The 13,661-nt window shown below is 45.8% G+C and carries 12 protein-coding genes; all 12 read right to left on the bottom strand.

Features of this window, described 5'->3' with window-relative positions:
* Positions 1-24 precede the first annotated feature (24 nt).
* The 12 genes from serC to M3629_RS28800 all read right to left on the bottom strand — a co-directional run bounded on the left by serC (position 25) and on the right by M3629_RS28800 (position 13,504).
* Complete coding sequence (gene serC, locus M3629_RS01785; RefSeq protein ID WP_251502656.1) at positions 25-1,113, bottom strand: 3-phosphoserine/phosphohydroxythreonine transaminase; 1,089 nt, start codon at positions 1,111-1,113, stop codon at positions 25-27.
* 235 nt (positions 1,114-1,348) lie between these two features.
* Positions 1,349-2,773, bottom strand: coding sequence for a type I glutamate--ammonia ligase (gene glnA / locus M3629_RS01780; RefSeq protein WP_090919896.1), 1,425 nt, complete (start codon positions 2,771-2,773; stop codon positions 1,349-1,351).
* A gap of 413 nt (positions 2,774-3,186) precedes the next feature.
* Positions 3,187-4,251: a 3-deoxy-7-phosphoheptulonate synthase gene (gene aroF / locus M3629_RS01775; protein ID WP_090919894.1), complete on the bottom strand. Its 1,065-nt coding sequence runs from the start codon at positions 4,249-4,251 to the stop codon at positions 3,187-3,189.
* Positions 4,252-4,553: 302 nt separating this feature from the next.
* Positions 4,554-5,507 carry a 4-hydroxy-3-methylbut-2-enyl diphosphate reductase gene (locus M3629_RS01770; protein ID WP_251504415.1) on the bottom strand — a complete coding sequence of 318 codons (954 nt, stop codon included), beginning with the start codon at positions 5,505-5,507 and terminating at the stop codon, positions 4,554-4,556.
* A 68-nt stretch (positions 5,508-5,575) separates the two neighbouring features.
* A complete protein-coding gene (locus tag M3629_RS01765; protein WP_251502655.1) occupies positions 5,576-7,036 on the bottom strand; it encodes a sensor histidine kinase in 1,461 nt (486 codons plus the stop codon).
* A gap of 1 nt (position 7,037) precedes the next feature.
* A complete protein-coding gene (locus M3629_RS01760; RefSeq protein ID WP_123065035.1) occupies positions 7,038-7,727 on the bottom strand; it encodes a response regulator transcription factor in 690 nt (229 codons plus the stop codon).
* 170 nt (positions 7,728-7,897) lie between these two features.
* Complete coding sequence (locus M3629_RS01755) at positions 7,898-9,535, bottom strand: S1C family serine protease (RefSeq protein ID WP_251502654.1); 1,638 nt, start codon at positions 9,533-9,535, stop codon at positions 7,898-7,900.
* 148 nt (positions 9,536-9,683) lie between these two features.
* The gene (locus tag M3629_RS01750) at positions 9,684-10,346 is read right to left on the bottom strand and encodes a response regulator (RefSeq protein WP_251502653.1); all 663 of its coding nucleotides are present in this window, start codon (positions 10,344-10,346) and stop codon (positions 9,684-9,686) included.
* Positions 10,343-11,380, bottom strand: coding sequence for a sensor histidine kinase (locus M3629_RS01745; RefSeq protein ID WP_251502652.1), 1,038 nt, complete (start codon positions 11,378-11,380; stop codon positions 10,343-10,345). Before M3629_RS01745 ends, M3629_RS01750 begins: the two co-directional genes overlap by 4 nt.
* 3 nt (positions 11,381-11,383) lie before the next feature.
* Positions 11,384-12,397, bottom strand: a complete 1,014-nt coding sequence (gene liaF, locus M3629_RS01740) for a cell wall-active antibiotics response protein LiaF (RefSeq protein WP_251502651.1) — start codon at positions 12,395-12,397, stop codon at positions 11,384-11,386.
* A 272-nt stretch (positions 12,398-12,669) separates the two neighbouring features.
* Positions 12,670-12,879, bottom strand: a complete 210-nt coding sequence (locus M3629_RS01735; protein WP_090919874.1) for a hypothetical protein — start codon at positions 12,877-12,879, stop codon at positions 12,670-12,672.
* A gap of 112 nt (positions 12,880-12,991) precedes the next feature.
* Positions 12,992-13,504 (bottom strand): 3D domain-containing protein, encoded by a 513-nt coding sequence (locus M3629_RS28800; RefSeq protein WP_435368188.1) that lies wholly within the window; start codon positions 13,502-13,504, stop codon positions 12,992-12,994.
* Positions 13,505-13,661: the final 157 nt, after the last annotated feature.

Genomic DNA, 13,661 nt, shown 5'->3' with positions numbered 1-13,661 from the left:
TTAGTCATGCATTCTTTTCTCAGGTTATCCGTTTGCCTGCTGGAAGTGGTTCATGAAGTCGGTAAGAGCCTTAACACTCTCATATGGAGCCGCGTTATAGATTGAAGCACGAAGTCCTCCTACACTGCGATGCCCCTTCAGACCTACAAAACCTTCTTGCTCCGAAGCTTTAATGAATTTCTTCTCCAGCTCCTCAGATGCGAGTCTGAACGTCACATTCATCAACGAGCGGTCTTCTGCTGCAACACAGCCACGATAGAAATCCCCTGAGGAATCAATTGTGTTATAGAGCAGCTCCGCTTTCTTAATATTTTTTTGTTCCACACCAGCCAGACCGCCTTGTTCCTCGATCCATTTTAACACTTCGTTCACCATATATACCGAGAAGGATGGCGGTGTATTATATAGGGAGTTGTTATCAACATGCGTGCTGTAACGGAACATCGTCGGAATTGTCTTAGGAGACTCACTCACCAGCTCCTCACGTGCAATAACAACGGTAATTCCCGAAGGACCGAGGTTCTTCTGCGCACCTGCATAGATCATACCAAACTGGTTCAGATCAAACGGTTTACAAAAAATATCACTGGACATATCTGCAATAAGCGGTGCCGATCCGGTATCAGGGAAAACCTTGAACTGCGTACCTTCAATCGTTTCGTTGGAAGTGACATGCACATAAACCGTACGTTCAGGTAAAATCAGATTCGAAACATCCGGTAATTTCATGAATTTATCGGATTCCGAAGAAGCAACAATCTGAGTCTCTCCAATCAACTTCGCCTCAGACAGCGCCTTTTTGGCCCAGCTGCCTGTCATGATGTAACTAGCTGTCTGACCTGCCCCAAGCAGATTCATCGGCAACATCGCGAACTGTGTGCTTGCACCGCCTTGCAAGAAAAGAACTTTATAGCCTTTTGGATTACCTAGCAGTGACAACAAGCGCTCTTGCGCTTCATTATGTACAGACTCGTACACGGCTCCACGGTGAGACATCTCCATAATCGACATGCCTGTATTACGAAAATCTACAAATTCCGCCTGAGCACGCTCCAATACTTCTAGTGGTAACGCTGCTGGTCCGGCATTAAAGTTATACGCTCTCTTTGTCACAAAATCCCCCGCCCTTTCTATCCTTAACTGACATATGAAGTAAATATTATCGCTATGATATCAGTATTCCCTGACCGCTTCAAGGGGAATATGCACTGAAAACTCATTCAAAGCCATCAAATTCCTTTATCACCCTAAAAAGTTAAAGCACTGCACTGTCTGTTTCAAGGAAAAGCCTCCGAGAATGAATCCCGGAGGCTTTAATCTGGAACCCTTCGGTTCCGACTCCAACTGATTAGCAGTCGAAGTAGAGGCTGTACTCATGTGGATGAATGCGGATTGCAACAGCTTTAGCTTCATCGCGTTTGAGGTTGATGTAGTTATCGATGAATTCTTTAGTGAACACGCCACCTTCAGTCAAGAACTCGTTATCAGCTGCAAGTGCATCCAGTGCTTCTTCGAGGGAAGCCGGTACACTGCGGATGTTTTCTTTGTCTGCATCAGACAGGTCATAAATGTTTTTGTCCAGCGGACCGTATCCAAGCTCAGTTGGGTTGATTTTGCGTTTGATTCCGTCCAGACCAGCCATCAACATTGCAGAGAATGCCAAGTAAGGGTTAGCTGTGGAGTCCGGTGTACGGAACTCGATACGGCAGCCTTTAGGAGTTACAGCAGCTACAGGGATACGTACAGCTGCGGAACGGTTACCTTTGGAGTATACCAAGTTAACCGGTGCTTCATAACCAGGGACCAGACGTTTGAACGAGTTCGTGCTTGGGTTCGTCAAAGCGATCAGTGCCGGAGCGTGGTACAGAATACCTCCGATGTAGTGCAGAGCCATTTCGCTCAGGTTAGCATAACCGCCTTTGTCATAGAACAATGGGGAATCGCCATCGAAGATCGATTGGTGGACGTGCATCCCGCTTCCGTTATCACCGAACAATGGTTTTGGCATAAATGTTGCCACTTTGCCATATTGACGTGCTGTGTTGTGCACGATGTATTTGTATACAAGCAGGTTATCTGCTGTTTTCTTCAACGTATCAAAACGGAAGTTGATTTCAGCTTGACCAGCAGTTGCTACTTCATGGTGATGACGCTCGATGGACAAACCAGCTTCTTCCAACAAACGACACATTTCGCTGCGGATATCTTGTTGAGTATCTACTGGAGCTACTGGAACGTATCCACCTTTAGTGCGAACTTTGAAGCCCAGGTTGCCGCCCTCTTCTTTGCGGTTGGTGTTCCATGATGCTTCTTCGGAATCAACGAAGTAAGAAGAACTGTTCGTGCCGCTCTCATAACGAACATCGTCAAAGATGAAGAACTCGGACTCTGGTGCGAAGAACGCCGCAGTACCTACGCCGCTTTCTTTCAGGAAAGCTTCAGCTTTAACTGCGATACTGCGTGGGTCACGCTCATAACGCTCGCCATCCGGTGTGAAAATGTCACACATAACATTCAATGTAGGGTGTGCAGTGAACGGATCGACATAAGTCGCTTCAGGGTCTGGCATCATAACCATATCGGACTCTTCAATACCGCGGAAACCTTGGATAGAAGAACCATCAAACGCTACTCCATTTACGAACGTGTCTGCATCAACAGCCGAAGCTGGCAAAGAGATATGATGCGCACGACCAGCCAAATCTACAAAACGAAAATCTACCCACTCGATGTTGTTCTCTTGAATTGATTTCAATACGTTTTCAACCGACATGTACTCGTCCTCCCAAATATTCCGAACATTAAACAACCCCACGAAGAAAATGTCTATATATTCGAATTTTTTTCTGTCGTCATTATAAATTCTGAAACATAACATCGTCAATACTTATGTAAGGTATTTTTTGCGAGCATGTTAGGTATACTTACATTTTATAATATCAAAAAATTCATATAACAACATATATTATTTATATTTGACCGATTTAATGCGGTGAAGCGACCCTAAAAATACCCTAAATCATGGAAAAACATGACATCATAAATGTTTCTTATCACCTTTGATTAATAAATATGTTCATTTGTGCAAAATAGACGAAAAACCGGACATCTACCCAAATTGTTCACAAGGAACAAATTTGAACAAAAGTCCGGTTTTGACTCTTCAAATCCCTATATCCGTTTTAATTATACGCCTACGCGTGCCGGGAAAAATGCAGCAGGCTGTTTAGCTGTGTTAAATGTTTTACCCACAATCGGAGCCAGTTTCTCGAGATCTTGTAACAGGTTCGCAAACTGATCAGGGAACAGTGACTGCACACCGTCTCCAGTCATGGAGTTATCGGGATCTGTGTGCATCTCAATAATCAAACCGTTAGCTCCAGCGGCTACCGAAGCTTTGGTCATCGGTTCTACCAGTTCACGGCGTCCCGTACCATGGCTCGGGTCAGAGATGACTGGTAGGTGGCTCAAAGACTGCAAGACAGGGATTGCCGACAGGTCCAGTGTATTACGAGTGTATTGTTCAAACGTACGGATCCCTCGTTCACATAACATCACATTCGGATTGCCACCAGCGAGGATGTACTCCGCCGCATTAAGCAATTCATCGTATGTCGCACTGAATCCGCGTTTCAGCAATACGGGTTTACCACACTCACCCAATTTGCGCAGCAAGTCGAAGTTCTGCATGTTACGTGTACCCACCTGCAGAATATCCGCGTACTCTGCACAAATATCTACGTATTCCGGCGTCATGACTTCGGTAATCGTCAACAGATTATGCTTCTGGCCCGCTTCGGCCATCATGATCAGACCTTCTACCCCCGTTCCTTGGAAGCTATAAGGCCCTGTACGTGGTTTGAAGGCACCTCCACGAAGAACTTGACCCCCAGCAGCTTTCACAAGTCCGGCAATTTCATCAATCTGTGCAGCAGATTCAACCGCACAAGGTCCGCCCATAACGACAAGCTCTTTTCCGCCGATATCTACACCTTTGATCGAAATTACAGTATCTTCCGGATGGAAGTCACGACTTGCCAATTTGTAAGATTTCGAAATCTTCACCACGTTCTCGACGCCCTTCATTTGGCGCAAGTGTTCTTGCATTTTAGGTTCCACTTTACCGATCAATCCAATGATCGTGCGATCCTCTCCGCGGGATACATGTGCCTGTAGCCCTTCCTTCTCAATCACACTAACGATATCTTGAATTTGGTCCTCCGAGGTAGCTTTGCCTGCAATTACGATCATAAATTCTCCCATCCTTCCTTGTATAAGAGCACTCGTTTACTTCGTGCATCTAATTGTCGTGTAGTCCGTATCCCAAAATCCTGTCACGCTTAAACGCTTGTTCGCTTTTAAGCTTTTAATCACTAAAGTAAATATAGCATAGATTTCCCTTTACGTCAAGGAATGATATCATGTACGATACCTCCTGCAGGCGCAACAAAATAGATGTCTATAAAAAGTAAACATAATAAAACATCCTGCTGCACCCGATCCGAATGAAAAGAGAATTTGCACAGCAGGATGTTTCCTATTCACCTTTAAGTCTATGTGGTGCGTGTTTTTTCTCGAACTGGAGGCAGAAGCTTGCTCATATTAACGGTACGTACAATTTCCCACGTTTCCGGCTGATCATGCTCATACTGCTCCAGATATTGAATAACTTCCTTGGTGATTGGTGTTGGAGTTGAAGCGCCTGACGTCACGGCCACTTTCTGCACACCTTTCAACCAGTCCTGTTGAATCTCAGATACGTCTGATACACGGTAGGCCGTCACGCCTGCAATTTCTTCAGACACCTGTGCCAAACGATTGGAGTTGTTGCTGCGTGGATCACCTACGACAATAACAAGATCTGCCTGCCCCGCTTGCTCTGCAACTGCTTCTTGACGTACTTGCGTAGCAAGACATATTTCGTTATGAATTTCAGCTCCTGGGAATTTCTCCAGCAACCGGCTCATAATGTGTTTGATGTCCCATTGACTCATTGTCGTCTGATTGGTAATCAAAATTTTCCCGGCAGGAACACTCAGACCTTCAATCTCTTCTTCCTTTTCAATCAGATGAACACGGTCTGGCGCAACACCAATCGCACCTTCCGGTTCCGGATGATTCTTCTTGCCGATGTAGATAATATTGTAACCTTCAGCGGTCTTCTCCCGAATCAAATCATGGGTCTTCGTTACGTCTGGACAAGTTGCATCCACCGTCGTCAGACCTTTCTCTCGAGCGAGCTTACGCACCTCCGGCGAGACACCGTGAGCCGTAAAAATAATCGTGCCACTCTCCACCTGATTCAGGATTTCCATCCGATTAGGACCGTCCAGCGTAATAATGCCTTCATCTTCAAAAGAATCTGTCACATGTTTGTTATGCACAATCATACCTAATATATAAATAGGCCGTGGTAAATCCAGGTTGCGTGCCGCCTGACGTGCAAGCACCATGGCATCTACAACTCCGTAACAATATCCCCGCGGCGAAATTCGCAGTACTTCCACTTGGTTGCCACCCGCTTTCTTTTCGGCTGTAAAGGCCGATGTAATTGCAGTCTTCATCTATTATACCTTTATTCGATAGGCGGGGCAAAGACTACAGGCAACCAGATGATAAAAGTGGTTCCTTCTCCTCGTCTCGTTACCACTTCAACCGACCCGTTATGCTCCTCAATGATCCATTTGGCAATGGATAATCCCAGTCCGATGCCCGGCGTCGCTCCGCGAGATTCGTCTGCCCGGTAGAAACGGTCAAATATAAACGGCACCTGATCTCGTTCCATACCGATTCCCGTATCACTAATCCGCAGTCCGACCTGTCCTTTGTATAACAGAGCATCCAGCGTAACCGAACCCTCCGGGGTGTACTTAAAGGCATTTTCGATAAAAATAAACAAGACTTGTTGCAGATAATCTTTGCTTCCGTTCACGTAGATGCCGTTCAGAATAGACATATCCCCTGGAAGCCATTCAGCCTGTCGATCCAGGAATTGGGCCCGGCGTGCCACTTCCTGCACTAGAATCTGTAGTGGAATAGGATTAAGCTCGATTTTCTGACCTGTATCTGCCCTGGCAAGTGATAACATATCGCTGATTAGACGGCTCATGCGTTTGCCTTCATCAGCCATATCCTCAATCGCTTCAAGAGACATCTGCTTGATCGTTTCTTCATCCAGATTCGGGCGGTCTCCACCCTCCTGATCCCACAGCTTCTTCAGGAAATCAACATTCCCTCGAATCGTAGTCAGCGGTGTCCGTAGCTCATGGGAAGCATCGGATACGAAACGTCGCTGTGCCGTATTCGTCTCTTCCAGCCCACGGAAAGACAGCTCGGTTCGCTCCAGCATGTTATTCACCGTTTCAATCAGACGACCGATCTCATCCTTCGGTCCCGAATACTGAATACGCACACTAAGATCGTCTCCAGACTGAATCTGATTAGCAGCATCAATCACATTAACCAGCGGTCGCATGGACTTACGGGCCAGAATCAAACCGGATGTAATGGCAAGCGCCATAGCTACAAGCCATCCGAACACCAGGATATTCCGTAATGCCTCCAGCAAGCGCTCCTGTGAACTGACATTAGCTCCTACTTGAAGTAGTCCCCTGATGTCATTAGTTCCCTTAAGAGACAGAGCCTGCTGGTTAACGAGAAAAGGAATACCATGCACACTGACTTTGGAGATCCCTATCTCATCACGAATACGGTTAATATTAATCACAGGAAAGGTAATGTCCGCTTTTTCCATATTACCTGAGAATTTTACCGATCTGCTCTCATAATCTACAAGTTGAATATAGATTTGGGCTTCCTGAAGCTGGCTCTCTGCAAACGGATCGAGATCAAGTGTCTGCGATAACGGATTAACGCCGATTTGTTCCGTAATCCTCAAGCTCTTCTCTCTTAACTGCTGTTCGACTTCATTGTACGTATTAAAATAGACAAACGCATAGATGACCACACCCCAAAAGATCAGCACGGCTGCCAGAATACCCGAGTACCATGCGGTTAGTCTCAACCGAATGGACATGTTACGAGTCACCTCTTAAGATGTAGCCGGCTCCCCGGATGGTCTGAATCAGACGTTTGCCGCCATGTTCTTCCGTTTTTTGCCTGAGCATCGCGATATATACCTCCAACACATTAGACTCTCCGCTGTAGTCATAACCCCAGATTTTGTCCATAATCAGATCACGGGATAACACGCGTCTCGGATTTTGCATAAATAGGTTCAACAATTCAAATTCTTTTGCGGTCAATTCAAGTCGTTTGCCATCTCGAAGCACTTCACGTGAATCGTTATCTAGAATAATATCTTCATACACAAGGCGATTATCCACCACGCTGGAGATATCTGCTTTACGGCGCAACAAAGCCCGGACACGTGCAAGCAATTCCTCCAGTGCAAACGGCTTGACCAAATAATCGTCAGCACCGGTATCCAGTCCAGTCACCCGGCTCTGAACCTCATCTTTTGCGGTCAGCATCAGAACAGGTACTTTACTTCCCGCTTCTCTCAATCTACGGCATACCTCAAAGCCGTCAATCTGGGGCATCATTACATCGAGCACGACGATGTCAGGCTCCTTATCCATCAACTTGCTGAGTCCCTCAGCCCCGTTGGAAGCTGTCTGTACCTCATATCCTTCAAATGCCAAGCCTCGGCGCAGCATTGACACAATTTTCTCGTCGTCATCTACAATCAAGATCGTTGAGCGCATGGTCTTTCTCCTTTACCCTATCGTTGTATATCCATTGTAACAGGCCAAAGCCCGATTCGCATCTTCTCACATTAGAGAAGCCGTGCAGCATAATAAAGATGAGAAGCTTCGTGCAAAAAAACGGAAGGGACTACACCCTTCCGTTACTATTCTTCATCTTTTTGCTGTAGTTATTGTTGCTGTGTTTGTGTTGTATCGTAATCGTACTTGTTGCCAATTTTCACTTTCACGTCCATCTTCTTGCCGTCACGCACAACATTCAACGTAATCTCTCCGCCGACTTTCTGAGTCTTGATAAAGTCGATCAGATCCTGGCTTGTCGCTTTTGGAGTACCATTTACGCCGGTAATGATATCATATGGTCTCAGATCAGACTGATAAGCCGGGGATTGGTACACCGTGCTTGCCACAACAGAACCTTCTGTAATATTTGTTCCCATTTGTTTGGCTACTTCCGGGGTAAGATTCATCAGAGAAGCACCGATAAACGGTACAGGTTCTTTCGGAACATCTTTGTTCTCTTTCAGATATTTCACCGCTTCTGAGATTACACTGGATGGTATTGCAAAACCAATACCTTGCGCATCTGCACTCACGGCAACGTTCATACCAATGACTTCACCGTTCAGATTCAGCAACGGACCACCTGAGTTACCAGGGTTAATCGAAGCATCTGTTTGCAGCAAGTGACTGTACTCCCGCGTTTTACCTGTTTCTTGATCCGGAATGCTGATCGTACGTTCTTTGGCACTAAGAACACCGGCAGTTACGGTATGTTCAAAACCTTCCGGGTTACCGATCGCTACAAGCCATTCACCAACTTGTGTATTACCCGAGTTGCCAAGCGGTGCTACAGGGAAATCTTTATCTCCGCTATTTTTCTCGATTTTCAACACGGCAAGGTCAAGATCAAAACTGCTTCCGAGCAATTTAGCTTCATATGGCTTGCTGTTGTTTTCCAGTGTTACCTGAATGACATCTGCACCTTGAACAACGTGCTGGTTGGTCAGTATATAACCTTCTTTGTCAAAAATAAATCCAGAACCGATCCCCATAGGTACCAGTTGATTGTTAGTCTGGGGCTGTTGTTGACCTTGTTCTTGTTGTTGATTACCGCTCGGTCCACCAAGTCCGCCACCAAAGAAATATTGATACAAAGGATCGTTTGTATTCGCTCCACCTTGCCCAGAACCCCGTGTGGACTGTTTAGCCAGCGTTTCAATTTTCACGACAGCCGGGCTCGCCTGTTTCACCACAGAGGATACATCCTCTTTACCTGTTGGTAGCAAGGACGCCGTCACATTGTTGCCCCCACCCGTATTACTCGGTGTTTCCTGAGCAGATTCTGTTCCATTATTCGTCAATGCGGCCTGTGGTGTAAACATGTTTGTTCTATCCGCTGTATACATCAGCACAGTAATGACTAGCATACCGGCGATAAAGGAGAATAGAAGTGATCTTACCGAAGATCGAGGTCTGCGGTTGTTATAGTTCCAGTTACCGTTGTTGTTATTTCCATTCCCTTGGCCTCCGCCATGACCTGAATTGCCACCTCTGCCCGTTTGACCAGAGGAGTCGTTGCTATGGTAAGAAGGTACAGGTTTTAGCGGATCGGGTCTTGTAATCTCCACATTCCCTTCTTGCCTTGCCCCATTGCCACTAGCTGTATCTTCCTGACTCACGGACTGGAAAGGCCCATAAGAATAATAATACGAGGAGTCATCGTTTCCGGCAGGATTGCGATTTTCAGTTTGATTTGTTTCCTTTTCCTCATCTTGTCGATTTGATCTATAATTGCGTTCGTCCATGCCTCTCTACCTCCCAATCTCTATTTGCAAGAGATATTCTTTAACTGTCCTTATTTTGTACTTTGAACCTTAATCGTACCTTAAAAACAATTAAAAAGGAGATAAAAGCATGCAATAATTGCTGTTTTTTCCCGTCATAGCAACATTTTCAGCCCTGTTTCTTCACCCAGCCCTGTCGATGAGCATATATAGCGAGCTGTGTTCGATCGTCCATCTCACATTTCATCAGCAGGTTACTTACATGCGTTTTAACGGTTTTAATACTGATATGTAATTCTTCTCCGATATCTTTGTTGGTTTTCCCTTCAGCAATAAGTAAAAGCACTTCCTTCTCCCGATCCGTAAGTCCGGATTCACTTTCCCTCGCTGTCCGCTGCCGTATTCCTCGTGTTAACGCCTGTGAAACATCTCCCGTCATCACGGGCATGCCTCTGTTAGCACCTTGAAGAGCATAGATCAGTTCTTCGGCTGATACCGTTTTCAGCACATAACTAACTGCTCCTGCCTCAATCGCTTGAACAACAAGATCATCTTCCAGAAAACTGGTCAGCATGACAATCTTCATCCCTGGAAATTCAGACATAATGGCTTGCGTGGCCTCAGCTCCGTTCATCACCGGCATCATCAGATCCATCAGAATCAGGTCTGGCATTTCCGAATCCTTCATCTGACGTAGTTGATCCAGTGCATGCTGCCCGTTTCCCGCTTCTGCCATCACATGGAACGTAGGCTCCAACATGAGATAAGTCTTCAAGCCCATTCGCACCATATCGTGGTCATCTACAATCATTACGTTTATTTTGCCATTCATTTTGTTTCCTCCTCGGACACGTTATCAAATTTCGGGATGAGCACTCGTACCGTTGTACCCGCCCCAGGCTTGGATATAATCTGCACTTGACCGCCCAGCTTCTCTGCACGTTCTCGCATCGTGGACAGCCCATACGAACCTGGTCGCTCCGTCTGTTGCAAGAAACCCTGACCGTCATCACTGATGCTCATGCTGATCTGATGCTCCGATTCTCTGATAGCTAGACTAACGAGTCCGGCTTCGGCATGTTTAACAACATTGGCTAATGCCTCCTGAATAATGAGAAACAGCTGGTGCTCAATGGCATCCGAGACTCCGCCATCCAGCTCCAGCTCCTTCACGCCCTTTAAACCATTTTGCCGACAATAATCAGGGAACCAGCTGTCGAGTGCTGCAGCTAGGTCGCGCCCCTCCAATTCAATCGGTCTGAGTTGAGCGATTAATCCTCGCATCTGGCGCTGTGCAATATGAGACATCTGAATTAACTGATCGAGCACATTCCGGCCATGCTCCGGATTCATCTCTAACAGACGTGGCAGGGATGAAGCGGACATATGCATGGCGAAGAGTTGCTGACTTACCGTGTCATGCAGATCCCTTGCCATACGTTTACGTTCTTCGATAACGGCACGCTCGGAAGCTTGCTCCTTTTCAATAACCTCTTGCTCGCCAAGCCGCTGGAGCAACCTCATTTTTTTCTCAATGGACTCCATCATCACATTGAATTCCTGATATACCCGTCCAAACGAAGCATCTTCCGCCTCAGGCATACGCACGGCCAGATTTCCTTTAGATACTTTCAACATATTGAGATCGAGCAGATCAATTTTGCGCTGAAGCCGCAATGCGGCGATATACCCAGTGACCACCGTTCCTACAACGACAACTCCGATATACGTCCATGCCCGATTGCGATTATCTCCTGTGAGCACATCCCCATATAATAGATAGAATCCGCCCAGTGTAATCAATCCAGTTAACACGAAATACGTCATCAGTTCCCACTTGTTTGCCTTAAGAATCGTTCGAATCATAGGTTAATCCACCTTGTTTACTTTGACATCGCCAATAAAAACACTGACAATAATGCGGAGCTTCTTACCGGCTTCATGGTAGTGCGGAGTTTCCTCCTGCGCATTTCCCAAAAAACCTCCACGTTTAGTACCCAGAAGCTTCATGTCTCCCAGAAAAGAGCTGCTGGTTAGTGAAATGCCCAGATCCATGTCTTCTGGAACAAAAATCTTAACATCGCCAATAAAATGTGAAATGACAATTTTGGTCTCTCCATATGGAATCTGCGCCTTGGTCAAATCAATCACGGTATCACCAATAAATGAGGAGATGTTCATCGGTTTCAACGTAAACACTTCTTTACCCATATGAAAGTCACCAATGAACGTGGATTTATTGAATGTTTTGCCATAGCTCTCTTCATATCCATACTTATACTTGTGAGAATTAGCGTGGCCAAAGCCTCCAAATTTCTGATCATCCGAGTGTGAATGGTATTTCGTTTCCGACTCCTTTTCAGAATGAAAAGATTGATGTTTATTAGAGGTTGAGTCCTGCTCTGGTTTGCCGAACGTCTTCTCGAACTCTTCATCGAATGAAGAGGGCATCTCCAGATCCTCAGGGGACAACGGCTTATACGGTTGCTCAGGCGGTGGAGGCGGTGTTTTGCTTCCACTTCCATACGATTTCCGATCCCGATGACCTGGTCCAATTAATACATATAGCCCTCCACCGATCAACAAAATGGGAACAAGATAACGAATTAATTCTCCCGCTGAGTAACCAATCACACCCAAGTTGCGTGCAAGGAAGAATCCGCCTATAGAAAGCACAACAACAGGCCCAATAGCAGCATATCCCCCGTTACGACGAATTTCCGTCAATCCTTTTACTCCCCACCAGATCAAAAACACCGGCCAGTATGTTCTAAATATATATCCTACATCAATGTCATATCCCAATTGTCTGAGCAGGATCATTGCACCTATAGCGATAAGAGGTATGCCAACCCACAAACGGTCTAGCGTAGATCGTTTCATCACTCATGTCTCCTTTGTCCTTATTCTATATCCAGTGTACCTTAGACATGCAAAGGTTAACAGCGCCGACAGGTGGAAATCATCTCGGTCTAGAGACTGAGGCTTAAGGAGAATTATGTAAATTTCATTCATTTCGAAAAGAGAACATACAGTAGGGAAGATGAATTTGGAAGATGAAAATGAAAACACCCCAGAGCAACCGCTCCAGGGTGTACGAATCAACATTAATTCTTTATTCATCTTGCATGGCTTGATGCTTTAATCTTGGCAACTTACTTTTTCATTTTTCCTGCACGGCCAGTTTGACCTGTGTTTTCAACACCGAACTCGGCATTATATTTTTCATCAGGTGTTTGGAAATTATCTTGCACTTTGTTTTGAGCGGATTGCTTCACTTTAGAAGCTGCGCTTCCATTTTCCTGTCCAAACTCAGCATCATATTTCTCGTTTGGCGTTTGGTAACCTTGGGATTTCTTTGCCACAACGAATCACCTCTCTCTTCATATTTACACTGCTTGTTGCAGTGCGGGGTTCGTCCCCAGTCAATATTATGTGAAGAGAGCCTTTTTGTTATTCTGGCATAACATTCCATCCTCAGATGGCTTTGTCCAGCCAGGAATCCGGAACAGTTTTATAGACATCAATCGCTTTGGATAACTCCGCCAGCATCTGCTCGGTACATTTTCCTGCACCCTGCTTAATGACCTGTACCTCGACATCTTTCTTACCCCATTCTTTGTACACCTGCTTAGTCGTCGGAAAATACAGATCGATCTTGTTGCCTTTAATGGCTGAACCCGTGTCAGCAACGATACCGTAACCATAACCGGGTATATACAATATGGAACCCATCGGAAATAATTTCGGATCTGCTGCAATGGTAGATACGGTTTCCTTGTCCCGACGAACTTTTACCCCAGAATACGTAATGCCATATTGCGGATGTTTTGGCGTTTTACCTGTGGATTCGACTCCTGCTGTGTACCCTGTTGCGGTTACCTTCTGTGTCTCCAAGATTTGTTCTGAACGCGGAGCCAGCACTGGCATAGCACGATCCGCAGGATCAATCACTTGTTTGGCCGGCAATTCGGGTTTTGGCAGTACCATCGGCTGTGGAGACCACATGAAAGCCATGTACACGAGGGTAGTCAGATGAACCTCGTCTGTGTATTCGGGTTCGAGTTGGTTTTGTTCGGCTGTCCGCTCGGCTTTTAAGTTACGAACCATACTATTCTCGTCATGGTTATTCAATTCCTTGACATGT

It is taken from the genome of Paenibacillus polysaccharolyticus (genome assembly GCF_023714295.1).
In the GTDB taxonomy this organism is placed as follows: domain Bacteria; phylum Bacillota; class Bacilli; order Paenibacillales; family Paenibacillaceae; genus Paenibacillus; species Paenibacillus polysaccharolyticus_A.
This window is presented reverse-complemented; position numbering and strand designations above follow the sequence as displayed.